The organism is Phaeovulum sp. W22_SRMD_FR3 (assembly GCF_052113705.1).
GTDB lineage: Bacteria > Pseudomonadota > Alphaproteobacteria > Rhodobacterales > Rhodobacteraceae > JBGQOG01.
This window is the reverse complement of sequence record NZ_JBGQOG010000004.1, coordinates 274,560-300,035: the sequence shown is the minus strand read 5'-3', so window position 1 is coordinate 300,035 and position 25,476 is coordinate 274,560. Positions and strand designations below refer to the sequence as shown.

At 63.5% G+C, this 25,476-nt stretch carries 31 protein-coding genes and 1 tRNA gene; 6 read left to right on the top strand and 26 right to left on the bottom strand.

Annotated features, from left to right (window positions below; genetic code table 11):
• Nucleotides 1-76 precede the first annotated feature (76 nt).
• Nucleotides 77-832, top strand: a complete 756-nt coding sequence (gene ygfZ, locus ACEN2S_RS07720) for a CAF17-like 4Fe-4S cluster assembly/insertion protein YgfZ (RefSeq protein ID WP_441864539.1) — start codon at nucleotides 77-79, stop codon at nucleotides 830-832.
• A gap of 141 nt (nucleotides 833-973) precedes the next feature.
• On the opposite strand, the gene efp is transcribed toward ygfZ, so the two are convergent.
• Nucleotides 974-1,537, bottom strand: a complete 564-nt coding sequence (efp, locus tag ACEN2S_RS07715; protein WP_441864536.1) for an elongation factor P — start codon at nucleotides 1,535-1,537, stop codon at nucleotides 974-976.
• A 216-nt stretch (nucleotides 1,538-1,753) separates the two neighbouring features.
• Here efp and ACEN2S_RS07710 point away from each other — a divergent pair, with 216 nt between their 5' ends.
• Nucleotides 1,754-2,074: a DUF6280 family protein gene (locus tag ACEN2S_RS07710; protein WP_068765522.1), complete on the top strand. Its 321-nt coding sequence runs from the start codon at nucleotides 1,754-1,756 to the stop codon at nucleotides 2,072-2,074.
• A gap of 224 nt (nucleotides 2,075-2,298) precedes the next feature.
• On the opposite strand, the gene ACEN2S_RS07705 is transcribed toward ACEN2S_RS07710, so the two are convergent.
• Both ACEN2S_RS07705 and ACEN2S_RS07700 read right to left on the bottom strand, forming a co-directional pair.
• Nucleotides 2,299-4,023 carry a hypothetical protein gene (locus ACEN2S_RS07705; RefSeq protein WP_441864533.1) on the bottom strand — a complete coding sequence of 575 codons (1,725 nt, stop codon included), beginning with the start codon at nucleotides 4,021-4,023 and terminating at the stop codon, nucleotides 2,299-2,301.
• 230 nt (nucleotides 4,024-4,253) lie between these two features.
• On the bottom strand, nucleotides 4,254-4,904 hold the full coding sequence (locus ACEN2S_RS07700) for a protein-L-isoaspartate O-methyltransferase family protein (protein WP_441864530.1): 651 nt from the start codon (nucleotides 4,902-4,904) through the stop codon (nucleotides 4,254-4,256).
• 331 nt (nucleotides 4,905-5,235) lie between these two features.
• Here ACEN2S_RS07700 and ACEN2S_RS07695 point away from each other — a divergent pair.
• Nucleotides 5,236-5,309, top strand: a tRNA-Cys gene (locus tag ACEN2S_RS07695).
• A gap of 81 nt (nucleotides 5,310-5,390) precedes the next feature.
• Here the strand turns inward: ACEN2S_RS07695 and ACEN2S_RS07690 are convergent.
• The 9 genes from ACEN2S_RS07690 to ACEN2S_RS07650 form a co-directional block, all read right to left on the bottom strand.
• Nucleotides 5,391-6,392, bottom strand: a complete 1,002-nt coding sequence (locus tag ACEN2S_RS07690; RefSeq protein WP_441864527.1) for a site-specific integrase — start codon at nucleotides 6,390-6,392, stop codon at nucleotides 5,391-5,393.
• Nucleotides 6,386-6,592: a hypothetical protein gene (locus tag ACEN2S_RS07685; RefSeq protein ID WP_441864524.1), complete on the bottom strand. Its 207-nt coding sequence runs from the start codon at nucleotides 6,590-6,592 to the stop codon at nucleotides 6,386-6,388. Before ACEN2S_RS07685 ends, ACEN2S_RS07690 begins: the two co-directional genes overlap by 7 nt.
• Nucleotides 6,592-7,791: a phage portal protein gene (locus ACEN2S_RS07680; RefSeq protein WP_441864521.1), complete on the bottom strand. Its 1,200-nt coding sequence runs from the start codon at nucleotides 7,789-7,791 to the stop codon at nucleotides 6,592-6,594. Before ACEN2S_RS07680 ends, ACEN2S_RS07685 begins: the two co-directional genes overlap by 1 nt.
• Nucleotides 7,779-8,321 carry an HK97 family phage prohead protease gene (locus ACEN2S_RS07675; RefSeq protein ID WP_441864519.1) on the bottom strand — a complete coding sequence of 181 codons (543 nt, stop codon included), beginning with the start codon at nucleotides 8,319-8,321 and terminating at the stop codon, nucleotides 7,779-7,781. The genes ACEN2S_RS07680 and ACEN2S_RS07675 overlap by 13 nt, the downstream gene beginning before the upstream one ends.
• Complete coding sequence (locus tag ACEN2S_RS07670; protein WP_441864516.1) at nucleotides 8,318-8,593, bottom strand: head-tail connector protein; 276 nt, start codon at nucleotides 8,591-8,593, stop codon at nucleotides 8,318-8,320. The genes ACEN2S_RS07675 and ACEN2S_RS07670 overlap by 4 nt, the downstream gene beginning before the upstream one ends.
• Nucleotides 8,593-9,834, bottom strand: a complete 1,242-nt coding sequence (locus ACEN2S_RS07665) for a phage major capsid protein (protein WP_441864513.1) — start codon at nucleotides 9,832-9,834, stop codon at nucleotides 8,593-8,595. The genes ACEN2S_RS07670 and ACEN2S_RS07665 overlap by 1 nt, the downstream gene beginning before the upstream one ends.
• 163 nt (nucleotides 9,835-9,997) lie before the next feature.
• The gene (locus ACEN2S_RS07660; RefSeq protein WP_441864511.1) at nucleotides 9,998-10,552 is read right to left on the bottom strand and encodes a hypothetical protein; all 555 of its coding nucleotides are present in this window, start codon (nucleotides 10,550-10,552) and stop codon (nucleotides 9,998-10,000) included.
• Between the two features lie 86 nt (nucleotides 10,553-10,638).
• Nucleotides 10,639-11,025 carry a hypothetical protein gene (locus ACEN2S_RS07655; protein WP_441864508.1) on the bottom strand — a complete coding sequence of 129 codons (387 nt, stop codon included), beginning with the start codon at nucleotides 11,023-11,025 and terminating at the stop codon, nucleotides 10,639-10,641.
• Nucleotides 11,022-11,216 carry a hypothetical protein gene (locus ACEN2S_RS07650; RefSeq protein WP_441864505.1) on the bottom strand — a complete coding sequence of 65 codons (195 nt, stop codon included), beginning with the start codon at nucleotides 11,214-11,216 and terminating at the stop codon, nucleotides 11,022-11,024. The genes ACEN2S_RS07655 and ACEN2S_RS07650 overlap by 4 nt, the downstream gene beginning before the upstream one ends.
• 81 nt (nucleotides 11,217-11,297) lie before the next feature.
• On the opposite strand from ACEN2S_RS07650, the gene ACEN2S_RS07645 reads away from it, so the two are divergent.
• Together ACEN2S_RS07645 and ACEN2S_RS07640 are read left to right on the top strand one after the other, a co-directional pair.
• On the top strand, nucleotides 11,298-11,546 hold the full coding sequence (locus ACEN2S_RS07645; RefSeq protein WP_441864502.1) for a helix-turn-helix domain-containing protein: 249 nt from the start codon (nucleotides 11,298-11,300) through the stop codon (nucleotides 11,544-11,546).
• Complete coding sequence (locus ACEN2S_RS07640; RefSeq protein WP_441864499.1) at nucleotides 11,539-12,369, top strand: hypothetical protein; 831 nt, start codon at nucleotides 11,539-11,541, stop codon at nucleotides 12,367-12,369. The genes ACEN2S_RS07645 and ACEN2S_RS07640 overlap by 8 nt, the downstream gene beginning before the upstream one ends.
• A gap of 16 nt (nucleotides 12,370-12,385) precedes the next feature.
• On the opposite strand, the gene ACEN2S_RS07635 is transcribed toward ACEN2S_RS07640, so the two are convergent.
• From ACEN2S_RS07635 to ACEN2S_RS07620, 4 genes are all read right to left on the bottom strand, one after another.
• On the bottom strand, nucleotides 12,386-14,053 hold the full coding sequence (locus tag ACEN2S_RS07635) for a terminase large subunit (protein WP_441864497.1): 1,668 nt from the start codon (nucleotides 14,051-14,053) through the stop codon (nucleotides 12,386-12,388).
• Between the two features lie 84 nt (nucleotides 14,054-14,137).
• Entirely contained in the window at nucleotides 14,138-14,473 is a 336-nt protein-coding gene (locus tag ACEN2S_RS07630) for an HNH endonuclease (protein ID WP_441864494.1), read from the bottom strand.
• A 52-nt stretch (nucleotides 14,474-14,525) separates the two neighbouring features.
• Complete coding sequence (locus ACEN2S_RS07625) at nucleotides 14,526-15,413, bottom strand: helix-turn-helix domain-containing protein (RefSeq protein ID WP_441864491.1); 888 nt, start codon at nucleotides 15,411-15,413, stop codon at nucleotides 14,526-14,528.
• Between the two features lie 5 nt (nucleotides 15,414-15,418).
• On the bottom strand, nucleotides 15,419-15,697 hold the full coding sequence (locus ACEN2S_RS07620) for a hypothetical protein (RefSeq protein WP_441864488.1): 279 nt from the start codon (nucleotides 15,695-15,697) through the stop codon (nucleotides 15,419-15,421).
• Between the two features lie 46 nt (nucleotides 15,698-15,743).
• On the opposite strand from ACEN2S_RS07620, the gene ACEN2S_RS07615 reads away from it, so the two are divergent.
• The gene (locus ACEN2S_RS07615; RefSeq protein ID WP_441864485.1) at nucleotides 15,744-16,196 is read left to right on the top strand and encodes a hypothetical protein; all 453 of its coding nucleotides are present in this window, start codon (nucleotides 15,744-15,746) and stop codon (nucleotides 16,194-16,196) included.
• Between the two features lie 367 nt (nucleotides 16,197-16,563).
• Here ACEN2S_RS07615 and ACEN2S_RS07610 read toward each other — a convergent pair whose 3' ends face one another.
• The 10 genes from ACEN2S_RS07610 to ACEN2S_RS07565 all read right to left on the bottom strand — a co-directional run bounded on the left by ACEN2S_RS07610 (nucleotide 16,564) and on the right by ACEN2S_RS07565 (nucleotide 25,288).
• Nucleotides 16,564-17,496: a 3-keto-5-aminohexanoate cleavage protein gene (locus tag ACEN2S_RS07610; protein ID WP_441864482.1), complete on the bottom strand. Its 933-nt coding sequence runs from the start codon at nucleotides 17,494-17,496 to the stop codon at nucleotides 16,564-16,566.
• 3 nt (nucleotides 17,497-17,499) lie between these two features.
• A complete protein-coding gene (locus tag ACEN2S_RS07605) occupies nucleotides 17,500-18,531 on the bottom strand; it encodes a branched-chain amino acid ABC transporter permease (RefSeq protein WP_441864479.1) in 1,032 nt (343 codons plus the stop codon).
• The gene (locus ACEN2S_RS07600) at nucleotides 18,528-19,391 is read right to left on the bottom strand and encodes a branched-chain amino acid ABC transporter permease (protein ID WP_441864476.1); all 864 of its coding nucleotides are present in this window, start codon (nucleotides 19,389-19,391) and stop codon (nucleotides 18,528-18,530) included. Before ACEN2S_RS07600 ends, ACEN2S_RS07605 begins: the two co-directional genes overlap by 4 nt.
• Before the next feature lie 2 nt (nucleotides 19,392-19,393).
• Nucleotides 19,394-20,095, bottom strand: coding sequence for an ABC transporter ATP-binding protein (locus ACEN2S_RS07595; RefSeq protein ID WP_441864473.1), 702 nt, complete (start codon nucleotides 20,093-20,095; stop codon nucleotides 19,394-19,396).
• Entirely contained in the window at nucleotides 20,088-20,816 is a 729-nt protein-coding gene (locus ACEN2S_RS07590; protein WP_441864471.1) for an ABC transporter ATP-binding protein, read from the bottom strand. The genes ACEN2S_RS07595 and ACEN2S_RS07590 overlap by 8 nt, the downstream gene beginning before the upstream one ends.
• Before the next feature lie 69 nt (nucleotides 20,817-20,885).
• The gene (locus ACEN2S_RS07585) at nucleotides 20,886-22,154 is read right to left on the bottom strand and encodes an ABC transporter substrate-binding protein (RefSeq protein ID WP_441864469.1); all 1,269 of its coding nucleotides are present in this window, start codon (nucleotides 22,152-22,154) and stop codon (nucleotides 20,886-20,888) included.
• A gap of 81 nt (nucleotides 22,155-22,235) precedes the next feature.
• A complete protein-coding gene (locus ACEN2S_RS07580; RefSeq protein WP_441864466.1) occupies nucleotides 22,236-23,153 on the bottom strand; it encodes a 3-hydroxyacyl-CoA dehydrogenase family protein in 918 nt (305 codons plus the stop codon).
• Nucleotide 23,154: 1 nt separating this feature from the next.
• Entirely contained in the window at nucleotides 23,155-23,949 is a 795-nt protein-coding gene (locus tag ACEN2S_RS07575; protein WP_441864463.1) for an SDR family NAD(P)-dependent oxidoreductase, read from the bottom strand.
• Nucleotides 23,946-24,296: a cupin domain-containing protein gene (locus ACEN2S_RS07570; protein WP_441864461.1), complete on the bottom strand. Its 351-nt coding sequence runs from the start codon at nucleotides 24,294-24,296 to the stop codon at nucleotides 23,946-23,948. Before ACEN2S_RS07570 ends, ACEN2S_RS07575 begins: the two co-directional genes overlap by 4 nt.
• 155 nt (nucleotides 24,297-24,451) lie before the next feature.
• Entirely contained in the window at nucleotides 24,452-25,288 is an 837-nt protein-coding gene (locus ACEN2S_RS07565; RefSeq protein ID WP_441864458.1) for a cyclase family protein, read from the bottom strand.
• Nucleotides 25,289-25,476 lie beyond the last annotated feature (188 nt).

The following is a 25,476-nucleotide window of genomic DNA, read 5'->3' as shown; positions in this document are numbered from 1 at the left end:
GCATTGTGCCCGTAACACCCCCCCTTACATCTGCGGGGGGCATGGCTATATCCTGCCTGCAAAACAGGAGGGTCCGATGACCGAACGCCAGATTTTCGCGCTGACCGGGGCTGATCGCCAAAACTTCCTGCAAGGGTTGGTCAGCAATGACCTGAGCCGTCTGGCGCAGGGGCCGGTCTATACGGCGCTGTTGACGCCGCAGGGCAAGTATCTCGCAGATTTCTTCGTGATCGACGGTGGCGACCGGCTGCTGGTGGATGTGGCGGCCCCTCTGTCCGCCGGGCTGATGCAACGCCTCTCCATGTACAAACTGCGGGCCGATGTGCAGATCAGCGCCACCGATCTCGGCGTGGTGCGCGGCACCCCGGAGGTGTCCGGCCCCGCCCCCGAGGGCGCCCTGCCCGACCCGCGCCACCCGGCGCTCGGCTGGCGGCTCTACGGCCCCGCAGCGGAGTTGCCCGCCGCAGATGCCACCGATTGGGAAGCCTTGCGCGTGGCGCATACCATCCCCGAGACCGGCATCGAGCTGATCCCGAACGAGAGCTACATTCTCGAGATGGGGTTTGAGCGGCTGCACGGCGTCGATTTCCGCAAGGGCTGCTATGTCGGGCAGGAGGTCACCGCCCGCATGAAACACAAGACCGAGCTGAAGAAGGGCCTCGCCACGCTGGCCATCGCGGGAAGCGCCCCGCCGGGCACCGAGATCACCGCCGAGGGGAAAACGGTGGGCACCGTTTACACGCAGGCCGGGGGGCAAGCGCTGGCCTATCTGCGCCAGGACCGCGTCGCGCCGCAGATGCAGGCGGGCGACGCGACGCTCTCACCGCTCTGAGCAGGAAATCCGGGTGAATGGAAATTCGGGCCTAGCGGAACTCGGGCTGAGCGGAAATCCGGGTTTCAGACAGCAAAAAGGCCGCCCCAACCCGGGCGGCCTTTCATGTTAGCGGTCACAATGCTGTGAGCCGGTCCGCGATCAGGCGCGTTCCGAATACTCAAACATCTCGGTGTTGACGATGATTTTCTCATCCGTGCCGATGAACGGCGGCACCATGATGCGCACGCCATTGTCGAGGATCGCCGGTTTGTAGCTGTTGGCAGCGGTCTGACCTTTGACGACCGGCTCGGTCTCGACCACGGTGCAGGTCACCTTTTGCGGCAGCGACACGGTCAGGGCTTCTTCGCCGAAATACTCGATGGTGGCCATCATCCCGTCTTGCAGGAAGGGACGGCGGTCGCCGAGGAGATCGGCGTCAAGCTCGGTCTGCTCATAGGTTTCCGAGTCCATGAACACCAGTTTCCCGTCGGTTTCGTACAGGAATTGCTGGTCTTTCTGGTCCAGACGCACGCGCTCGACCTTGTCTTCCGACCGGAAGCGCTCGTTCAGCTTGCGGCCGTCGCGCAGGTTCTTCAGCTCGACCTGAGCGAAGGCGCCGCCTTTACCCGGTTTCACGTGGTTGACCTTCACCGCGGCCCAGAGGCCGTTGTCATGCTCCAGGATATTGCCGGGGCGGATTTCGTTGCCGTTGATCTTGGGCATGGGACTAAACCTTGCAGACAGGTTGATACTGATTTCGCCGCACCTATATATGTCCGACTACTTTCTGGCAACCCGACTAAATACGGTATGCGCCTTACGAGAGCCATGCTATAGGCGCATGGCTGACATGTGATGTGGGCCATATCGAATCGCGGCGTAAAAGCCATATTCGGCGCTACGCCAGGAAACGCAAGAGCAATAAAAAAGGACGGAACAATGCGCGATTTCGTTGACGGCTCCGCATTCAACTATGAGCAAGGCCAACGGGCCCGCAAACTTTTTGCAGCCGTTGTTCTCGCCGCTTTGGATGACGCGATTGCCGATGACAAGAAATACGGCAACGGCCCCGAGCAGATCGCCCGCTGGGCGCGGTCGCGCGACGGGCGCGAAGTGCTGTCCTGCGCCGGAATCGACCCGAACGAACGGGTGGTGAAGGGGCTGATGGAGTTTGTCTCGAAAGGTGTCCGCACCTCGGTCGCGCTGTCGCGCGAAGAGAGCGAACGCCGGATGGCTGCCGAAGAAGCGGAAGCTGCCTGATCCCTGACCCTGTTCAGGATGAGCAAAAAACGCGCCCCACCGGGGCGCGTTTTTATGTTGTGATGTCCTGTGGTTGCGGCACCCTGTAGCCTGGGATCCGGACGTTGGCACCGCTTCGCGGCCTCACCACCGGCCGCCGCGGCGCACCCTGCCTGGGCGCTCCCTGGCCGGTCCGGCATCCCCGGACAGAGGCGCGCCCGGCCACCGGATCCGCCGCGCGGTGGTCAGTCGAAGTCCTGGCTCGACAGCGCACGCTGGATCTCGCGCCGCACCAACTTGCGGACGTTGCGCGTGATGCGCTCGCCCAGGGTGCCCTGCAACTCCTGCCGGATCATTTCCGAAACCAGCACCCGCAGCGCCTCCTCGTCCATCAGGCCTTCAGCGCCCTCATCAAAGAGGCCCTCTTCGGCCTCATCCTCAAAGGGCACTTCCTCGCTGCGCAGCTGTTCGTAGGTCGAGCGCAGGATGCGCGGATGGTGCGGTTCCTCCTGCGCATCGGCCAGATGCAGCCGCCGCGGGCCTGCCTCATAGGCCGCCGCAGGTGTCGCATCGACATCCTCGTCGCTCCAGTCCAAAGCGCCGCTGTCGGCCCAGAGCGCCTGCTCAGGGTCCGCATCCTCCGTCGCAACGCTGGCCTCGGCGAATGCCCCCGCCGAGGCACCGTCCTCGTCGGCATCCTCAGCTGCCTCTGCATCAGGGTCCGTCAGCGAAAGATCGGCCGCAGCCCGAGCCTGTCCATAGGCGCCCTCCGCTCCATCAGCGTCCAATGCATCACTGCCCGATGCGTCAGTGCCTGCCTCGCCGTCCGCCACGTCCGTGCCCGCCCGCATGTCGGCTTCAGAGGCCCCGTCCAACGCGGCGAGGTCATCCCAGCTCTCACCCGGCGCGCCCCAAGGATCCACCAAAGGCTCCTCCAGCGTCGGGTCCGCCTCATCCCCTTCAGCCTGCCACTCATCAGCCACATCGGCAATCTGGTCGCCAATCGGCTCAAGGCTCTGGTCGCGCGCGGCATCCTCTTCCCAAGCCGACAAGCCCGCAGCCGCCTCGGCGGCAAAGCCATCCCCGGCCCCCGGCACCGCCGCCGCGTCCGCATCGGCCTCAAATGCCTGCGAATCGAGGGCCACAGCAGCTTCCATTTCGGCGATCTTATGCTCGAGCCGCGCCAATTCCTCACCGAGGTCATCCGCATAGTCGAGCGTCAGCCCCTCCGCCGCAGGATCGGCAAGGGCTGCCGCTTCCGCCTCCGACACAAATCCGGCATCGCTGTCATCCGGATCGGCCCCGGCAGCCGTTTCCGCGACCAGATCCACCGCATCTTCCCCGCGGCGCAGCGCAGGACCATGCGGCCAAGCGGTGACCGACCCGCCCTGCGGCGGCGCCAGATCCAGCGCGTCTTCGGAAACGGCATCTTCCCAGAACGGGGCCTCGGCGGCCTCCGCTTCGGGCACTTCCTCTGCCGCCACCTCATGGGTTTCGGCCTCATCGGCATGCTGTGGCATCGCCTCGGCATGCGGCGCCTCGGGCGTTGCCACCTCCTCGACCACCCAGTCATCGGCCTCGCTCAGGGCCTGAGGCCCGGAAAGGTCTTCGACCTCCCAGGCATCATCCTCTGCTTCGGCGGCATCCTCTTCCGCGGCGTCGCTCACCCGCAGCGCGGGGGTCAGCACCAGAAAATCATTGGCCTCTGCGGCCTCGGGCGCCGGTACCTCCGGCGGCGTTGCCGCCGCGGGCGCTGCCGGGGCGCGCAAATTCAGTGTCCGCAATGTCTCTTCGGTGACCGCAGGCGCTGCCGCAGCCACCGGAGCCACCGGCGTCAATGGCGTAACAGCCGCGCGCAGTTGGCCCGGGGCCGGCACTGTCCGTGCCACCGGCGGCACGTCCTGCGAAACCAGTCGCCGGATCGAGGACAGCACGTCCTCAATTTCCACATTCGCTCTGGAATCAGTCATCCGTCACTCCCATCACCGAAAATTCGCGGCGGCTCTGAGTCTACTCTGTGCCGCCGACACAGACAACGCATCTGAAATCGTCATTTTTCACCAATGGCCTGCCCACCGCGCGGCATCCGCGCAACGACATGCCCCGCCCCGGGGAAACGATCCAGCGCAGGGGCCGCCCGGATACGAAAAAATCCGGGCCCCAAGACCCGGATTTCCTGCAATCCTTACCGCCTGTCAGCTCAGAGCACGAAGCCCTTCGCGGCACCAAAGCCCGGCAGCACCGGCGCTGCGGCATTGAAGGCATAGCGCCAGCTGACCGCGCCATCAATCTTGTGGCCGACGCGGGCAATGCCCAATGCGCCCTCCATGAAGAGACAGCCGATGCGGCCACCCTCTTTCAACTGTGCCAGCAGCGCGTCCGGAACGGTTTCCGCAGCCCCTTCGATCATGATGACATCATAGGGGCCGTGCTTGGCCGCGCCCTCGGCCAGAACGCCGGTGATCACCACGGCATTATCCGCGCCCTCGGCCGACAGTAGCGCCTGCGCCTGATCGGCAAAGCTCTCTTCCTCCACCGCGACCACCGCATCCGCGATCCGCGCAATGACCGCCGCCGAATAGCCCAGCCCACAGCCAATATCGAGCACCATATCCGCCGGAGTGACATCCAGCGCGTCCAGCAGCTTTGCGAGGGTGCGCGCCTCGAGCATGACGCGTCCGCCGCCGATCTCGAGGTTCTCCCCGACATAGGCCGCCTCACGGCGCGCTGCGGGCACAAATGCCTCACGCGGGATCGCGAGCATCGCTTCGATGATCGGGAACTTCGTCACATCATTGGGGCGAACCTGGCTGTCGACCATCATGGTGCGACGCGTGGCGAAATCCTGCATTTTCTGAACTCTTGGGTCTGATTTATGCCTGAAACTCTCTTGCCATAGAAAACCGGCGGCGGCAACCGCGGCCGCACCATCCCCGCGAATGAGACGCACCATCGCGGCACCACGCCGCAGAGGGATCGGCCCCACAGCGCCAGCATTCTGCCCCGCCCCCTGTTCACCTGCCCCCTGCTCCTCGGCCCTGACGGGCCCGCCATCTGCGCAACCGGGCATCTGCGCACCCGCAAGAGGCACCAGATCGCAGTGCCGCCCCCCCCAGGCCAGAGATCGGGTCACAGAAGCTCTTGCACAGAGATTTTCATTGGTATATCTCCGCCCCACCTCCGGCGGGTTGGCGGAGAGGTTACGCAGCGGATTGCAAATCCGTGAAGACCGGTTCGATTCCGGTACCCGCCTCCATTTCCTTCAATGACTTAGCAGTACATACACCCCTCAGGGTATCACTATGGGTATCACGTTTCTGTTCTGGTCTCGTTCCGTTCATTGCCGTTTCTCCCGCGCCTGACGTGCCCGCATGATCTGCCTGGCCTCACCCGCATACTTCGCAATCATCTCTTTCGTGGCGTGGCCGGAATAGGCGGCGATCTCGTCATCGTCGCAGCCATGCCATGCCAACTCCTGCACACCGCGATACCGCAGCGCGTGCAGATCATAGGCTTCAAGCCCCAGCCGCTTGCGCTCTTTGAGCATCAGATCGGCCATATATCGGTAGCTTATCGGGTTTCCCTCGCGCGTGATCAGGATGGGCCGGGCGGCGATAGGCACTGCGCCGAGTGCCGCCTTGGCCCGATCAAGAGAGACCTTAAGGTGATCGGTACACGGCAGCACCAGAGGCTTGTCTGTCTTGTTCTGGCGCAGCGTCAGGGAATCGCCGTCATAGTCCCCCCAGCGAAACCCCACCCAGTCACCGGGGCGCTGAACGCTCCCGACGCCGATTTCAAAGATCAGCAGCGGCAGCGCCCCGGCTTCGTTGCGGAACTTCTCAACCGCCCAATCCGGCCACGGCAGGTGCTCGCGCTTCCGTTCGTCCGGGGTTTTAAGCGCCCTCACGCCTTTGGCCGGGTTATTGACCAGCCAACCCAGATCAATCGCATGTTCACAGAGGATCACCAGCATTTGCGGAATGTAATTCGCAAAGCGGGTCCGGTGAGCATTGGCTTTTTGGGCCGAAATAACATCCGCGCGGGTCAGCGCCTTCACATCACGGTCACCGATCTTTTCAATAAGATAGGTCATTACGCGGTCGTAATCCGCCCGCGTCCGGGGCTTGAGGCGCAGCCAACGGTCAGAGGTCATGTAGTCGCCGATCAGCGTACGCCACGACGTTTTGATCTGAATCCGCCTCCCGGTCAGGATGTCCCAATATTCACGGTCGAAATCTGGGGTGCCTTCACTCGCCTTGATGCGGTGCAGCTTGCCTTTGATGCGAACGTAAATACGCCCGCTGGGATGCCTCCACAGGAATTTTTTTGCGCTTACCATTGAACGTCTCCCATTCCTTCGGTGGCATCGCCACTTGCAATCTTGCGCAGATCCTCCACCGACCACCGGACCAAGCCGGGGGCGATCTCGCGGCCACGCGGCAGATTGCCCGCCCGGACCAATGACCGGAATTCGGTGACCCGCAGGTCCAGAAGACGGGCCGCGCTGTTTTCACTGGCAAACAGGGCTGCAGTCGCCATCATTTTTCCTCCGTTGTGCCCGCAGGTGCCATATTGAGCGGGGTCAGGTATTCGTCGCCGCCTTCGATCTCGGGCATGTTTTCCAGCCGCCGGATCTCGTTTGCCGAGAGCCAACCGCCATCGCGCCCGACGCGGTAGGCCTCATAGCGTGCCCCCATATCGCCGCGCAGAAGCCCGGCAAGGTCATGCTCAATGAAGAACGCCTTGCGGCCCTCAGCGGTCAGCAGAGCGGCGTTCATGGCCTGCTCGATGCGCCGCGCCATCGGCGCGAGGCAACGCTGCACCAAGGCCCGGCTTTCCTCGCCGATGTTGGAATAGGTCGCGTTATCGGTGATGCCGGCGGCGCTCGGGGGAACGCCATAGATCCGGCAAATATCGAGGGCGGTCAGCTTCCGGCTTTCGAGGAATTCAGCATCCTTGGAGCTGAAGGCGAAGGGTTTCCAATCGGCCCCGCCATCCAGAACCAGAACGCCGCTCGTGCTGTCGTTGCGCTCGATCTTCTGGCGCAGCTTGTCGAGCACGTCCAGCTTCTGGTTCGGGTTGATCGACTGCGCGAAGACCACGGCCCCCTCGGGGCGGAAGCCCTTGGAAGCCTGCTTTGCCGCCGCGTCGTTCTGCGCCAGCGCGAGGTTGAAGGTCTCGCGCCCGATCTGCAAAGGCGACTGCCCCATCACCCCATCCGGCCCCATGCGGTAGCGGATGTGCAAAACCTCGTCCTGCAACAGCACTTTGCCGGGGGTTCCGGTCTCGGTGTAGCGCAGGCGTCCCGAACGCAGCCGCTCTACCGTCACCGCCTTTGGGTTTATCAGGCGCAGGCCCGTCACCTGACCACGCCCGTTGCGGGAAATCTCGGCATAGGCGTTGCCGAGGGTGAGAATGGCGAGGGTCAGGCTCAGGCGGAAGTCAAAGGCGGTCTGTTCCTCGTTCGGCATATCGTGCAGCACGCTGTAGGCCGGGTGATCCGCGGCGCGGTCACGCCCGCCCCGGTCCCCGCGGCGAAACACATGCAGGGGCACGCTGGCCAGCAGCTCGGCAATCAGCATGGTGCAGCGGTGCGCCACGGCGGTTCCCGAGGCGCGGGTCGGATCGACATAGGACAAAGCGCCGCCACCTTGCCCGAAATACTCGGCAAGATAGGGGTCGGAGAGAGCCACGGCGGCGCGGGTCTGACGGCCCAGCAGGCGGTTCAGGAATTCCATTTCTGTGCCTCCATCATCCGCAGAACGCGCCCGGCATCCGTCAGCCCCGGCAGGACCGCATCACGCGCCCGCGCCTGCACCAAAGTGTCGGGATAGGCGGGCCAAGCCGCCACCACCGAGATTTCAAACAGATCGACCTGGCGCAGCTCGCGGTGGTCGCCGCTGCGGTGTTGATCGCGGGCGCTAAAGCCAAACGACATGCCACCCAGATCGCCGCGCTCGGCCAAGGCCAGCACGTCCCGGCCCGTTTGGGTGTCGGGCAGATCGATCTCAAAGGTCAGGCCCCGCGTGTCTTCCGAAAGGCGCAGGGTTTTTGAGCGGGTGCGGCCAAGGACGCGGGTGGCGTCATGGTCCATCAGTGCCAGAATGTCGGCCCCCGATGCCAGAGAGGCCGCGAAAGCGCCCGGCGCGATGGTTTCGGTCCATGCATCGGCAATGCGGGTTTCGGTGTTGAAAGTGGCGGCATAGCCTTCCAGCCGCCGCCCTTTGGTTCTCAGTTCAAAGGCAAATGCCCGGCGTTCCTGCGTCATAGCGAGATCTCCCGGAAGGGGGCCAGCAGCGCCAAGACCCCGCGCGGAATGACAATGGGCGTTGGCGGGTCGAGGGTAACGTTCTCAAACAGCCACGTCTTGACCAACACGATTACGGCGATTTCAACGGCAGGATTGCTGAGGTCTCCCTCAGCAATCCCAATACCGCGCATCCAAGCCTCTGCCGCCCTAATGTACGCCTCAATCGTCGTATCGATGACGGCCACGCCGAGGGGTACGCCATCGCGCACCGCTTGCACGGTCACTGCCATTACGCCACCTCGGCCCAGCGGAAGGCTTCCTTGTGCCGCACCACCACGTCGCAATCGAGGAAGGCGTGCAGCATCGCGCCACCAGCCGACGCAACATCGGCGTGATAGGGGTTCACCAGAATATCGACGCCAGACCAGTAGCCGACATGCAGGCTGGCCCATTCGCCATAGATCAGCGGGTACATGGCCGGATCTTCGCCAGCGGCAGCGGTGGTGGCCGCAACGTTGGTCGAGGCTTCCACGCGTTCGTTGTGGAAGATCTCGGCCAGAGAGAAAAGATGCCCGTCCGCGTCTCTGACCTTGCGCGCCATTGCCATGACCGAGGTATGGGTGAGGAAAGCGCGGGTGCCCGTCACGTCGTCAACCTCCAGCGCCGCGATCAGATCGGCAGGCAGATCCGACTTCATATCGGCGCTGGCAATCGACAGCACTTCCGCATCCGACAAGATCCCCACGGGTTCGTTCGCCCCGCCGCCTTTGATGGCCACGCTGTCCAGCTTTTGCGCCAGCAAATAGGACAGGTCGTTGCGCAGGATCGGCTCCAAGGCGGTATAGCTTTGCAGCAGCATGCGGCGGCTGACGGCATATTCCGCCGCAGCGGTTTTCGGCCCCATCGCCACCTTGCCGAACTTCACATCAGAACGGCTGGCCGGGGTCGCCTCGGCAACAAAGCTGGCGCTGCCGCTTTCGGTCAGGCGCGGCAGATCAAGGTTCCCGGTCAGGCCGCGCAGAACCGTGGCCCCCAAGCTTTCCACTTTCAGCATGGCGCGGCGGCGATCGGTCAGACCGCCAAGCTGGGTCGAGATCAGAGTGTTGCCGGGACCGCCTGCCGGGGTGGTGGTGGTCAGGTCGCGGCGTTCAAACAGGATCTCGGTCGGCACCATGACGCCGCGCGTCTCAGCCCGGCCCCGCGACAATTCCTGATGCACCTCGGCTTCCAGCCCGGTCAGCGCGCCGTTCATGCCCTCGGCCAGCGCCTTGGACACCGAGTAGTTGCGCAGCTCGCGGGTCATCTCGCCGCCCAGCGTCTCGCCGCGCGCCTCAAAGCGCTCAAACTCGGCCAGCTTCTCGGCATCGGTGATCTGGTTCGACAGGCTGCGAACCTCGGCCTCAAGCGCGGAAAAGCGGGCACGCTCGCCCGCTTCCAGATCCCGGTTCGCTGTTTTGGCGGCGTTGTGCAGGCCCTGCATTTCCGCGACCTTGGCGCTGCGTTTCTCGCGCAACGTGTTAAGAAGGCTCATCCTTGATTCCCTTGTGGTTGATGGGGTGAAGGTCGGAGCGGGTGAAGTTTGGCGACCGAGGCCGCTCCGACCGGATTGTGGGGCTGTTAAATGCGCCGCCCCTCGCGCTCTTCACGGGTCGCAACCCGGAATTCTGTTTCGGTGGTCCCGAGGGTGCCGGGTTTCACGCGCTGTCCCCTTCCAAGATCTCGGCGGCGGCGTTGAAAACCTCGCGGAACAACTGAGTGATCGGAACAATCGCAAAGGCTTCCAGCGGGAAAATCACCGGCATCGCGGCGGGATAGTTGTCCGGGTTCATGCCGTAGAAGGTCGGATCTGCCCCGGCCTGCGCGAACTTACCCCAGCGATAGGCGGTCGAAACCGTGACATTGCCACTCGCCTGCGACACGATCAGATAGCTGAAAACCGCAACGTCGATGGTCGAGATTTCCTCGCCGGGCAATTCCTTCGCAATCACCTGCAACGCATGGGCCGCGACTTCGGCGGCATGGGCGGGCTGCATGGCCAAACGTTCGACGCAGCTGCCCATGATCCGCGCCTTGACGCATTCCAGCAGCGTATAGAACCGACGCCCCCGCATCCGGCGATCCGTCGAGGGGGCGGGCACCACATGGTTCAGCCGAACCCAGTTGTTCACCGTGTTCGCTTCCAGCCGCGCCATATCGCACAGTTCAGTCTGTGCGAAGATCGGTTCATTCAGGTTGATTGTTTTGGTCATGCTACCACCAGAGTTCCTGCGTTATTTTATTTGTAGCATTACCATTGGCAGGGATAAATCCATTTTCGTGTCGCGTTGCAATTTTTTTACGCCATCTCCAGCGCCCCGCGCCGCAGCGATTGCAGCAAGCGGTGCCGTTCCAGCGTGATTTCCGTGTGATAGGCGGGCGTGTCGGGGATTGAGCTTGGCCCCTCCTCGATCCACATGACATGCGCCATGGCAGCGACCCCAGCAGCGCTACGCGGCGCTGTGTCGGCAATCTGGCCGTAGAGCCGCCAACGCTCCATGAAAATCGCATCCATTTCCGGCGTGTCTTCAACCCGGTCTTCCAGCAGCGTGCAAAGGCGGTTCCACTCGTTGAACAGGAACCACCAGCGTTCATAGAGCGGCAGGATCGGGTCTGCGGCGGCAGCGGCGGGCAGGGTGGCCAGACTGAGGGCGGGGGCGGCAGAGAGGAAGGCGCGGCGGTTCATTGCTGCACCGCGATCAGCTTGGACGTGCGGCGCAGGGCGGTGCGCAGGTAGCTGCGGGCCTCGCGCTCGGTCTGGCTGTAGCCGCCCCGTCGCTCGGTCGCGTCCAGCGCTAGGGCGAGGCAGTCATGAATTTCGTTCAGGTGGGCTGTAGGCAAGCCGGGGGCGGCTGCCGGAACGTGCTTGTTCGGCATTGTCGGTTCTCCCGAGATGAGGTATCAATATTTAATGTTGATAACCTACGGGCCTTCCGCCCGTCAACAGAAAATGTTGATATGACACCAGCTCAATGCCGCGCGGCACGTGCCTTGATGGGAATGACACAGCCTCAACTGGCCGATGCCGCATCGGTGGGACTGTCAACGATTGTAGACTTTGAAAAAGATAGAAGGCAGGTCTCCGCATCGGCTGTCGCTGAAATCAAATCCGCACTCGAAAAATCTGGAGTTATATTTATTTCTGAACATGGTATAGGCGTTGGTGTAAAAATTGCACTTGAAAAAATGGAGTCTCGAAGTGGTTGAAGATATCTATAGAAAAATCTGCGTAGAATCGCCACTTTACGCTGCCTTCAAGTTCAACGAGCATTTCCGAGAAATATCGAGTGATGAAAAATATGATATTCTCGTAGATTTGATGAAGCGTGACATTCAATTCGATTGCTATTGCGTGCGGTGCGAGCAGGAAGCGACATTTCAGAGGTGGAAATATTCTGCCCACCTCACTGATTTTAACTTCGAGACGCAAACTAAATTTTCACCAGCAACTTTCTTTGTGCACATGAGGTGCACCCGACGAGATCATTTGTTCACGTCAGTATTTTCCGTGGTTAAAGATGGAATCGTCAAAATTGGTATGTACCCGTCGATGGAGGACATAGCGAGTTCCGACCTTAAGAAGTATCGTGGCGTTCTTGATAGAAAGTATTTTTCAGAACTGCATCGCGCTAGTGGGCTAGCCAGTCATGGCATCGGAATTGGATCGTTCGTTTACTTGCGCCGAATTTTTGAAAGCCTCATCCTTTCGCATTTTGAACGATACGAGAAGAAGAATGGCACCATTGATGGATTTCAAACCCTCAGAATGGACGAGAAGATATCTTCTATAGCGGAGTTTCTACCGGACGGCCTTGTTAAACACCGCAAAATCTATGCGATACTAAGTAAGGGAATTCACGAGCTTGATGAAAGTTTCTGCCTAGAAGTATTCCCCGTTTTAAAGAAGGGAATTATGTTGATTTTAGAGCAAGATCTCCAAATCCAAGAGCAAGAGAAGGCCTCAGCTGCGCTTGACGCCGAAATGCAGAAAATCATGCAAGAGATGCCGAATGCAATAGCCAAAAATTAAGCTGCACGTCTGGGGCCTATGAAAGAAACTCCGCCAAACAAGCAGGCAGGCTCATTTCTGCGGGTCTGCCTGCCGCCCCCAATGCCATGGCGAGAGCCACCATTCCGTCAATTCGGCCCGTGCTCTTATGCTTGGCCAGCTTCCTATTGCCCGCCGCGTCCCGCTCAATAACAGCGTTTGAGGCGCACATGGTCAGGATCGGGTTGCCGCCGTGGCGCAGCCGTCCCTCGGCCACCAGACGCTCCATCGTGTCGATGGCCGGTGCCATGTCGCGGAAGCCTTGGCCGAATTCCTTCAACGGCAGATCCTCGGCCCCGATCAGGCTCAGCTCGCGTTTCAGGTCATTGATCCGCCAGCGGTCATAGGCGAGGCCCTGCAGCTCGTATTCCGCCGCCGCCTCGGCAATGTCCTGCGCCACAAAGGACGGGTCGACCGTCGCGCCCGGAATGGCCGTCAGGATGCCCTGCCGCGCCCAGACGTCATAGGGCACGCGGTCCGCCTCGGATTTGTCGCGCAGGCCCGCCTCGGGCAGATAGAACCGTGCCAGCACGTCGAAATGGCCGTTGTCATCGGGGAAGACCATGACAAAGGCGGTCAGGTCGCGGCTGGCCGAAAGATCCAGCCCGGCATAGCAGGGACGGCCCCGCAGATAGGCCAGATCCGGCGCGGTGCCGTTCATGTCCCATTCGGCCTTGGCGATAAAGCGCACATGGGCCGAGACGCGCTGATTCAGGATCAGGTTGCGAAAGCTATGCTCGGCCGAGGGCATGCGCTGCGCCTGTGCCGCCTGCCGCTGCACGTCTGACAGGCTGCGGAAGTCGCCAAGCGCCGGGTTGGCCTTGGCCCAAGTGTCGGGGTGCCACGGGTCGTCTGCGTCGCTGGCGCCGTAGAAGGTCAGGTGGAAGGCCGCGTCTTCCAGCTCGCCCGCGTTGACCTTCTGGCCGTAGTCCACCAGCTCGGACATGATGGCGTGATCGTCGGCGGCTTGGGTGGAAATCACCACCATCAGCGGATTGTCCCGCGCGCCCATCGCGGTATCCAGCGCCTCATAGAGATCCCGCTTCGGGGCTTGGCCGAGTTCGTCATAGACGATGAAGCTAGGGGAGAGGCCATGCTTGCCAGCGGCATCGGCAGAGAGGGCGGCGAAGAGCGATCCCTTTCCTGGCCCCGTCAGCACCTCAATCTCTTTGCGGAATTTGGTCACGTTGACCCGGGCGTCCAGCTCGGGAACGCTGTCGAGAATGGCCACGATCTCGTTGAAGGTTTTGCCCGATTGGAAGCGGTCATTGGCGGCGGCGTAGATCTCGCCCCGCGCCTCGGCCTCCGGCCCCAGCAGGTGGCACAGCGCGAGGCCTGCGACGATCTGGGTCTTGCCGTTCTTGCGGGGCATGGTCAGCACGGCAGTGCGCACCGGGCGGTCGCCTGCCGCATCCTCGGCATAGACGGCTTCGAGAAAGCGGCGCTGCCACGGGCGCACCTTGAGGTTCTGCCCCGCCAGCTTGCCTTGGGTGATCGGCAGGAATTCAAGGAAGGCCACGACGCGATCCACCCGACCGAGGCCCGGGGCTTCCCACGGGAAAGCGCGGGGTGCCGGGCGGGTGCCCTGCGGGTGGAACAGATCCGGCGCGCCGCCCTCGATAACCAGCAATCCCTTCGGCTTCGCGCCTTTTCCTCTCATGCCCATTGCTCGTAACCTTTTGTTTTTTGTAATTTAATTAAGTCAACGTGAAGGTAGGGAGTACGGTCTTGACCCCTCAAAGCCCCGTCTTCAAAGGCCCCCCGGTCCCGCCGCAGCGTGCCACGCGTCGAAGGGGTCAATCGGATTGCCGTTCGCATCGAAGCCTTTGAAGCGGCGACGGAAAGCCTGACCGCCGGGCTTGTCGAAAGAGGCGGTCTTCTCGTTGTGGCAGCTCAGACAAAGCGACAACAGGCCCGACAAGGCCGGGAACGGCGAGCCGCCTTGCTTGATCGGCTTGAAGTGATCGACCGCCACAGCGGCTTCCACATCGCCGCGCCGCTGGCAGATCTCGCAGAGCGGATGCGCCGACAGCTTCGCCTCGCGCAGCTTCGCCCATTTCGACGTGTTGTAGGGCCAATGAGCCATCAGTGCTTCCTCGGTGCTTCGGTCTGGTGGGTGGGGGCGGAACGGGGGGCGCTCATGCTTCGGTCAGCTTCCCTAGCAAGAACCCGAAATACCGATCTGCGATGACTTCACCAATTTTGTCATACTTGGCCGGAGGCATGCGCCCGGGCATGTCGTAGCCGACACCGTCACGGTCGCTCGCTTTCGGGGCCAGTTGCTCCACGGCGAATTTGAAGCCCCGCTCAGCCAGCCAAGCGTTCCACGCGGTGAGGTTGTGGGAGCCGAAGTGGACGACTTTTCGCTGATGCGGTTGGCGCGGATCTTCGGCCTCGCGGCTCGCGCACGCCCTTTGGTTCTTATTTGGTTTATCCTTATTATAGGGGGTGACACGTTTGTCACCTTTTAGCGTCACGGTTGTCACCTTTTCCGGCTCTTTGGGTGACAGCGTTGTCACCTTTTGGGACGGGGTAAGGGCGACAGTTCCGTCACCATTTAGGAAGCGGATTTCGTTCTTGCGGCCCCGGCCTTGGACGGCGGCAACGGCGATCCAATGACCGTCTTTCAGCTCGGCCAAGGCCCGCTGGATCGACCGCTCAGACTTCGCCAAAGCCTCGGCCAGCGTCTCGACAGACGGGTTGCAGGCGGCGGTCTCATGGTGAGCGAAGTCGTCGCACAGCGTCGCTGCAAGCAGCTTGGCAGCGTCCGACAGGTACGCATCGCGGCGGATTGCGCGCTTCCAGCCCCAGCGGTCAGAGGACCAGTTTTGCAGCGGCCTCGCCCGTTCGGCGCGCCGCAGATACTCGGCCTCGCAGGTCTGGACCGCATTTTTGCGGGTATCACGTTCGTCTTGCGTTCCCGGTTTGTCGGAAACCTTTTTTTGATCTAAAGCATTGAATTCAATAACGTTGTTTCGGGATTGCAAATCCGTGAAGACCGGTTCGATTCCGGTACCCGCCTCCATTTCCCTCAATATATTGGCCGTACCGACACCCCCTGGGGCATCACTCTGGATGTCGGGTCGCCGCCCTGGCCGCGTGCCGCTCCTTGCCGCTTCTGTCGCGCCTGAGCTGCCCGCAGGATCTGCCGCGCCGCGCCCGCGTGCTTCGCCGTCATCGCCGGAACGGCGGCGGCCACCAGCCCGGCCGCGACCTTGCCCAGCTGCCCCGCGAACGGCGAGATCTGCCCCCGGGCAGCCTTCAGACCATTGGAACGCTCGGCGCTGTCCAGACCGAGATTGACGCGCAATGCGCCGATGATAGAGGATGCAATGGTTTAGCCTGTCAGGATTGAGATGACGCATTTTCAGCATGTTCAACGCTTTTTCGCCTGCGCGCTGATCGGCTTCTTGTGGTATCTGACATTGAGGAGCGCCGCAGAAAGTCTATTCGGCGAATTGAAACCTTTGGCGCTGTTCGACAACGACGTCATCGGAACAGGCTTCGGATATTTGGCCGCATCTCTTGGCGATCGCGCACCAAGCACCCGCCAAGCCGCAGGCCACTGTCTTTTGATCCTCTCGGGCTGCACATTCGCGGGCTTGTTTACGTCACTGCTGGCGATCGGCATTTTAGTCATCAAGGGCTGGCAAGGAGCGGAACCGCCGATCACCCTCGGAAGTGCGACCTACTTGAACTATGGCGGTGGTGATTTTGTCGCGCATGGCTCCAGCGCGCTTTGGCAGCTTCTGTTCGGCACCGCATTCCTGGTGATCGGTGGCTTGTGGTCGCGCGACCGCGCCATGTGACACGGCCTTGAACGGCACCCCCGTTCAGGCGTCGGGCAGAATATGCCCCGTTTGCGGCCACAGCTTCCGCTGCTGCACCGGGGCGGCCCCATCGCCGCCGCATCGGCGCTGAGCATGTCCGGGTGCAGCATCTCGGGGGATGCCGCCCCTCCACAGAAGGCGTTTGGCGACACTCCATGCGGCGGGGTGCCGCGCGCAGTTTCGCCCGACAACGCGGCGGGCCGGACCTGAAGTGCCGCGCGCGGCGTGCCCTGGCCGAACGATCTTCAACCGCTCCGGCCCCCAGAGCCGGAGCCGGACGCGCTGCCACCATCCCCCTCCGGGGCCAGACACAATCAACCCTGCCCCGCAACGCCCTCAGACGCTGTCAGAAATTGACCCGGTCGCCGCCTTTCAGCCCCAGCATCTCGCGCGCCTCATCCGGGCTGGCCACTTCGCAGCCCAGATCCTCGACGATGCGGCGGATCTTGGCGACCTGCTGCGCATTGCTCTCGGCCAGAACCCCGCGCGAGATGAACAGGCTGTCCTCCAGCCCCACCCGCACATTACCGCCCATCTGGCTGGCGGTGGTGGCCAGCGGCATCTGCGCGCCCCCCGCCCCAAGGACGGACCAGCGGTAATCATCACCAAACAGACGGTCGGCGGTGCGCTTCATGAAGATCAGATTGTCCACCTCCGGCCCGATCCCGCCCAGGATCCCGAAGATGAACTGAATGAAGATCGGCGCCTTGAACAGCCCGATATCCATACAGAATTTCAGGTTATAGAGATGCCCCACGTCATAGCATTCATGCTCAAACTTGATGTCATGCGGTGCCAGCCGCGTCGCGGCCTCACGGATATCCTTGAACGTATTGCGGAAGATATTGCCTTCCGACCCTTCGACGTAATCCTTTTCCCAATCGAATTTCCAGCTGTCATAGCGCTTGGCCAAGGGGTGAAACGAGAAGTTCATCGACCCCATGTTGAGCGAGCACATCTCGGGCGAGAAGGTCTCGGCCGGTTTCACCCGGTCGGCAATCGACAGCGTCAGACTGCCGCCGGTCGAGATGTTTACCACGGCATCTGTCGCCTGTTTCACCTGCGGCAGAAAGGCGCGGAAATGCTCGGTATCCACCGAGACGCCGCCATCCTCGGGGCGCCGCGCGTGCAAATGCAGGATCGAGGCACCTGCGTCGGCCGCCGCAATCGCCTGATGCGCGATGTCTTCGGCGGTATAGGGCAGCGCATCCGACATGGTGGGCGTGTGGATCGCACCGGTGATGGCGCAGGTGATGATGGTTCTGGGCTTGCGTGCCATGGGTCACTCCGAAGGTTGGTCAAGGCCGCGCACGCGGCGCGACAGGGGGAACAGTTCGGCGCCGGTGCGGACCCGTATCAGACCCCAGAGGCCACGCGGGGCCTTGAGCATGATCGCGATGGCCAGCGCGCCGAGAACGAGAAGATAGAGGGTGCCGAGATCGGCCAGCGTCTCGCGCAGGGCAAAGAACACCAGCGTGCCGAGAATGGGCCCCTCCAGCGTGCCGATGCCGCCGATCACCACGATGAAGATGACGAAGGCGGTCCAGTCATTGGCGGAAAAGGCAGCCTCGGGCGAGATCCGCAGCTTTTGCAGGAAAATCAGCGCGCCGGTCAGCGAGGTCAGCCCCGCCGCCACCACATAGACCAGAAACTTGGTGCGCCAGATGTCGATGCCAAGCGAGCGCGCCGCCAGCTCATTGTCGCGGATGGCGGTCAGCGCCAGCCCATGACGCGAGCGCAGGAGCGCGAAGACCGCCCCGATCACCCCCACCGCCACCGCCAGCGCCAGCCAATAGGCCACCGCCTCGCGCGCGTCGCGCCCCTCGGCCAGTGCCTTGACCACCTCTGGCGTCAGCGAAGTGCCCGAGCCGCCGCCCAGCGCCGAGAATTGCGCGGCCGAGAGGCGGAAGACTTCGGCCACCACCCAGGTGCCAATGGCGAAATAGGCCCCCCGCAGGCGAAAGATCAGCGTGGCCACCGGCATCGCCACCAGCGCCCCCAAGACCCCCGCCGCCGCGATCGCGGCCAAGGGCGGCCAGCCGAGCCGCATGGTCAGCCCAAAGAGCAGATAGCCCCCCAGGCCGACAAAGGCCTGTTGGCCCACCGACACCAGGCCCGCATAGCCCGCCATCAGATTCCACAGCGAGGCGAGCGAGAGGTACAGCGCGATCTCGCCCATCAGCCGCAGATCGGCGCGCCCCGCCCACCAGGGCGCCGCCGCGAGGATGAGCACCGCCAGCGCGGCGAGGATCATCGCAAGATTGGTGGCGCGGCTTTGGCGCGACACGGAAATGCGCTGCGTCATCGGGCTCATCCGCTGATCCTCGGGAACAGGCCGCGCGGCCGTACGGCCAGCAGCGCCAGAAACACCAGATGCCCGGCCAGCACCTGAAATCCGGGGTTTATCTGCGCACCAAAGGTCTGCGCCATGCCCAGAATGACCCCGCCCAACAGCGTCCCCCAGAGGTTGCCCAGCCCGCCGATGATCACCGCCTCAAAGCCAAAGATCAGGCGGCTGCCGCCGATCGAGGGGTCAAACGAGGTGCGGATGCCCAGAAACACCCCCGCCAGCGCCGTCACCGCGAGGGCCAATGCCATCGCGAGGCCAAAGATATGCGCCCGGTTCAGCCCCATCAGCTGCGCAATCGCCTGATTGTCCGAGGTGGCGCGAAAGGCCCGGCCCAGGGCCGTGTGGTAAAACATCCATTGCAGCGCGCCGATCACCGCCACTGCCGTCGCAAAGGTCAGGAGCGGCAAGACCCCCAGCGACAGCCCGGCCAGCTGCACGCTCGCGGTCTCCAGCCCCCCCGCCGAGAGCTTTTGCGGATCGGCGGAATAGCCCAGCAACAGCGCGTTCTGCACGATCACCGAGAGGCCAAAGGTCACCAGCAGCGGCGGCAGGATGTCCTCGCCCATCACCCGGTTCAGCACCAGCCGTTGCAGCGCATAGCCCAGGAGGGCCATCATCGGCACCACCAGCACCAGCGCCAGCAGCGGCGAGAGGCCGAGCGCGACCGAAGTGCTCAGCGCCAGATAGGCGGCGAGCACGATCAGATCGCCATGCGCGATATTCACCAGCCGCATCACCCCGAAAATCAGCGAGAGCCCGGCCGCGAACAGCGCGTATAGCCCGCCCAGCAATGCCCCTTGCACGCCTGCATTGATCCAATCCATGCTCACACCCCGAAATAGGCGCGGGCGATCTCATCCCGCGATACGGTTTCCGAGGCGCCTTCGAGTGAAACCCGCCCCTCTTGCAGACAGTAAAGCCGCCGCGACACCGAGAGCGCCTTGCTGATGTCCTGCTCCACGATGATCGCCGCCATCCCCTCGCCGACAATCCCCGGCAGCGCCTCATAGATCTGCCGGATGATGACGGGCGCGAGGCCGAGGCTGATCTCATCCATCATGATCAGTTCGGGGTTCGACATCAGCGCCCGCCCGATGGCCACCATCTGTTGCTGGCCACCCGACAGGGCGGTGGCGGGCACCGCGCGCCGCTCCTCCAGGATCGGGAACAGGTCATAAAGGCGGCGCAGGTTCCACGGCCCCTTGCGCCCCAGTTGCCCACCGATCAGCAGGTTCTCCTCGACGCTGAGTGAGGGGAACAGCTGCCGCCCCTCGGGCACCAGCGCGATGCCAAGCGCCGCCACCTGATCGGCCCTGAGCGCGCCAATCTCGCGGCCCTTCCAGCGGACCGCCTCGGCGCGGTTGCGCAAGAGCCCCGAGACCGAGCGCATCAGCGTGGTCTTGCCCGCGCCATTGGCGCCGATGATCGCCACCACTTCGCCCGGTTCCAGATGCAGGTTCAGCCCATAAAGCGCCTGAAAATCCCCGTAATGGGCATCCAGCGCGGTGATGCGGAAAAAGTCAGACATGCGCATCCAGCCCCAGATAAATCTCGCGCACGGTGGCGCTTTGCATGATCGGCTCGGGCGCGCCCTCGGCGATCATCTTGCCGAAATTGATCACGATCAGCCGGTCGACCACCGCCAGCAGCGCATGCACCACATGCTCGATCCACACGATCGAGACGCCGGTGGCGCGAATGCCCTGAATGGTCTCGATCAGCGCGCCGCATTCGCGCTCGGTCAGCCCGCCCGCGATCTCATCGAGCAACAACAGCCGGGGCCGCGCGCACATCGCCCGCGCCAGTTCCAGCCGCTTGCGGTCCAAAAGCGTCAGCCCGCCCGCCAGCCGGTTGGCCTTGGGCAGAAGGCCGGTCTGGCGCAACACCTGCAGGCACAGCTCTTCCGCCGCCGCGCCGGAGAGGCCCGCCCCCTGCGTTGCCGCCACCAGCGTGTTTTCATAGGTGGTCATCGCGCCAAAGGGCTGCGGCACCTGAAAGCTGCGCGCCATCCCCGCCCGGCAGCGCCGCGCGGCGGGCCAGCCGGTCACCTCGGCCCCGTCAAAGCGGATGCTGCCGCTGTCGGGTTGCAGCGTGCCGGTCACCAGATTGAACATCGAGGTTTTCCCAGCCCCGTTCGGACCGATCACCCCCAACGCCTCGCCCTCGGCCAGCGACCAGCTTTGGTTCTCGGCCACGGTCACCGCGCCAAAGGCCTTGCTGACGCCGCTCAGTTCCAGAATATTGCCCATCGCTCTCCCCGATATGGCCGTCAGATGTGCCGCGCGCAGCCAAGGGCCCCGCGCGGCAGGCATGGGCTGTCAGAGCAGGATCAACTCGCCCGTCGTCGGGATCTCGGGCGCATGGGCATTCGCCACCACCTTCAACGCGATCCCCTCGCCCTCTTTTTGCCATTGCCCCGCGACCAGCGGCGTCTTGGTGACGTTTTTCACCGGCCCCTTGGCGAAATCGACCGGACCGACGATGGTCTTGAGATTGGTCGCGCGGATCGCCTCGACGATCGCCGCCGGGTCTTCCAGATCCTCTGCCCGCGCGACGACATCCGCCACCACCTCGAACAGCGCGTGCTTAAAGCCGATGGGCTGCGTCCAGGGCCGCCCGGTGGCGGCGGTATAGCCCCCCGCGAGATCGGCGGCGGAAACCCCGGTCAGCGACGAGGCGAAGGGATGGCCCGGCGACCACCAGACCTCGGAGGAAAGACCCACGCCGCGCGGCCCCAAAGCCTCGATCACCGAGGGGAACAAGAGCGCCTTGCCGATGGTGACGATCTTTGGCGCAAAGCCCTGTTGCGCCGCCTGCGCCCAGAAGGTTCCGAAATCCGGCGGGATCATGTTGCCGGTGACAATCTCGCAGCCCGCCGCCTTGAAGGCCGCGATCTGATTGGAGAAATCATCCGACATCGGCTGATAGCGGCCCGGATCGGTCAGGCTGTAGCCCGCCGCCGCCAAGGGTTTCGGCAGGCCCAGCTCGGCATCGCCCCAGGCATTGCCATCGGCGTCATTGGGAAAGAGACCGCCCACCGTCTTGGCCACGCCCGGCGCGCCGCCCCACATGTCGAGGAAGGCGGCGATGACGTCCTCCAGCCCCCAGAAGAAGTGATAGGTGCTCTCGAACCCCGTTGCCGGATTGCCGCCGCGGCCAAAGAAATACGGCTGCCAGGGGCAATCGGTGGTGATGCAGGGCACGCCGTTCAGCTCGGCCTGATCCGAGACCGGGTTGACGGTGTCGGGGGTGGAGGCGGCGACGACGATGTCCACCTCCTCCGAGAGGATCAGATCCGAGGCGACTTCGGCGGCGCGGTTCGGGTTCGACTGGCTGTCCTTCGAGATGATCTCGATCTGCCAGGCCTTGCCGTTGTTCTCGATCCCCTGCCCCAGCCGCTCGGCCACGGCCTTCAGGATATAGTCATCGGCCTCGGCAAAGCCCGCCAAGGGGCCGGTGCGCGGGCTGACATGGCCCACTTTCAGCACCGGCGTCGCGGCATAGGCGCGGGTGGCGCGCAGGATGGCCGGGGCCGCCAGCGCGGCACCGGCCCCGGTCAGAAACAGACGTCTTGTCGTGACACTCATGATGATCTCCTCCCCAGAAGATGCCCCTGCCGGGGCCATGCACATCGTCGCCCCAAAGGCCCCGCGGCCTTCGGGTTTTGCTCAATCCCCCAATATGCCCTCAAGCCGCGTCAGGTGACGGGCCACCCGGTCGCGCACCGCCTGCGCCTCCTCGGGGCGCCATTTGCGGAACCCTTCCCCCGATTTCATGCCGAGATTCCCCTCGGACACCAGCTTTTCCAGATAGGGCGAGGGGCCGGGCCGCCGCTCCAGATCGGCCAGCACGGTGGAATGGATGTCGAGCGTGAGATCGGTGCCGACCAGATCAGCATTCTCCAAGGGCCCGAGCACGGCCAGACGGCGGCCAAAGCTTTGCTTGACCACGGTATCCACCGCCTCGGCATCGCAAATGCCGTTTTCGACCAGGCTGATCGCCTCGCGCCACAGCGCGTGTTGCAGCCGGTTGCCGATAAAGCCCGGCACATCGCGCGCCACCCGCACCGGGCTTTTGCCCGCCTGGGTCAAGAGCGCCATGACGGTGTCCATCGCCGCAGGCTCGGTCCATTCGGTGGCGATCACCTCGACCAGCGGGATCATATGCGCGGGGTTCCACCAATGGGTGCCCAAAGCCCGGCCCCGCAGCTTCAGCCCCTGCATGATCTGGGTGATCGGCATCACTGAAGTGTTCGAGGCGAGGATGGCCGTCTCCGGCGCATGGCCCTCGATCTCGGCGAAAATCTGGCGCTTGAGGTCCAGCTTTTCCGGCGCCGCCTCAAACACCACATCGGCGCGGCGCACCGCCCCGCCGACCGAGGCGTGGATCTCGATCATGCCCAGCGCGCCCTCAATCTCGCGGGCGGCGCAGCCCATCGCGGTCATACTGGCGCGGACACGTTCGGCCATTCCCCCCCCCCCCCCCTCGACCGGATCGGTGATGGTGACCGGATGCCCGGCCCGCGCGAGGGTGAGGGCAATGCCATGCCCCATCAGCCCTGCGCCGATAACTGCGATCGTGCCCATGTCAGCCTGCCGTATACCCACCGTCAGCATAAAGCACATGCCCGGTGTAAAAGTCAGATGCGGCCGAGGCGAGGAACAACAGCGGCCCCGCCAGATCCTCGGGCTCGCCCAGCCGCCCCTTCGGCACGCGGGCCAGAAAGCCGTTGCGCACCGCTGTCGCGGCCTCGTTATCCTCATACATCCAGGCGGTCAGCGGGCTGCGGAACACCGTGGGCGCAATCGCATTGACGGTGATCCCCGTCGGCCCCAGCTCACATCCCAGCGCCTTGACGATGCCGTCGGTCGCGGATTTTGAGGCGCAATATGCAGTGTAGCCCGCCGGATGCCCCAAAAGCCCACGCGCCGAGGAGACCAGCACGATCTTGCCGCCCCGGCCCTGCGTCTTCATCTGCACGGTGGCCGCGCGCGCCAAAAGCCAGCTTTGCGTGACATTGGCATCCATCACCATGGCGAAGGTTTCCGGCGCCATCTCGTCGATCTTGGCGACCTTGTTCATCCCCGAGGCCACCACGAGAATATCAAGGCCCCCAAAGGCCTTGACCGCCTCGGCCACCAGCGCGGCACAGGCGGCCTCGCTGTCGGGGCGGGTGTTCACCTCGATCACCTCGGCACCGCCCGCGCGGCATTCGCCCGCAATCTCGGCCAGAGCATCAGCCTTGCCCGCCGCCAGCACCAGACGGCAGCCCGCGCCCGCAAGGACACGCGCGGCCACCATGCCAAAGGCCCCGGAGGCGCCGGTGATCAGCGCCACCTTGCCCCGGACGTCAAACATCTTCAGCGGATCCGTCAGGCTCATTTGCCCGCCTCCTTCGGATAGGGAATGACCACCAGCATCGTGCAGGTGAGGTTGGCGCGGTTCTCGATGGTGCGGATCTCGCCCGGGGCGATGGTGCAGCTGTCGTATTTTTTCAGCACCACCTCGCGCCCGTCGGCGATCACCGTCATTTCGCCCTCAAGAACGACATAGACCTTTTCAAACGGCGTGCTGTCGGGCCCGGCGCCGCCACCGGGCAGGAATTGCGAAATCGCCACCCATTGGTTGGTCGGACCGCCCGGCTCAAACCCCTGCAGGCGCAGCCCGTAGCAGCCAAAATGGTTGGGGGCCTCGTAGGGAACCGCGGCGTCGAATGTCTTGATATGCATGAACCCCTCCTCCCAAAGGGTGGGGCACCCGGCCCCGGTGCCCACCCCGCATGAAGGGAGGGCCGTGCGGGCGGGCGCGCTATGGCTTGGCGCCCGCCCGGCGGACCGGACGGAACCCCGCCCGGTCAGAACCTCGGCCCCTCGGGGGCCGAAGATCAGAAGCTTTCGCCCGCTTCGATGCGGTAGTTTTGCGATTTGTCGATCATCGCCACGAGGCGGATGATGCAGCCATCACCGCGGTCCCAGTTCCACGGGAAGAAGGCAAAGGTGCAGCGCTTGCCGGTCACGGCATCCAGATCGCCGCCGACGTTTTCGATGCCCAGAATACCGGCTTTGAACAGGATCTGGTGCACCGGCTCCCAATCCGGGAAATCGTCTTTCCAGTCGCGGCCGCCGGACCATTCTTTGTATTCCTCGGCCAGATGCGGCAACAGCGGGCCGTTGCGCTGCGGGCCGATGGCGGTGGCCAGCGGGTGGTCATTGGCCTGGGTGTCGTGGCCGACCACCTTCACGCCCATTTTCACCATCCATTCGCCCGCCGAGGGCACGAAACCCGGGCAATAGGCGAAATAATCGCCGTCCTCATAGTCCTTGTGCCAGCCGGTGTTGATGATCAGCACATCGCCCGGACGGATCGCGTGACCACAGGCCTTTTCCAGATCCTCGCCGGTGATCGGCTCCCATTTCTTTTTGGGCAGCGACACCACGATGCCGGTGCCAAAGAAATGCGGCAGCGGCACTTCGTCGATGAAGGGCGTGCCCTGCACCACATGCGCGGGCGCGTCGATATGGGTGGTGGCGTGCATCGTGGTGGTGATGCGCTGGCTCAGCACCCCGGATTTCGCCATGTAATGGATGCGCTCGATCTGCGTATCCTGAAAATAGGGCCAGTTCGGGTTCTGAAAACCGAACCTGTGGCTCAGGTTGTAGAACTCGATCCCCATCGAATTCTCGAGGTTCGCCTCGAATTCGATCCCACGAATTTTGACCATCTGATGTCTCCTCCCGCCCCGCAACGCTGGCGGGGCCTGTCCTGCGCGACCTCCCGGCTCGCGTCCACATCACGGTATGACTGTATCGAAAATCAGTCAACAGAAATGTCCGCAATGCGGTTTTAATGTACCGCATCGTGCGCTAAAAGAAGATACCGCCCCAGGCAAAACCGCCGGAAGGAAGTGCT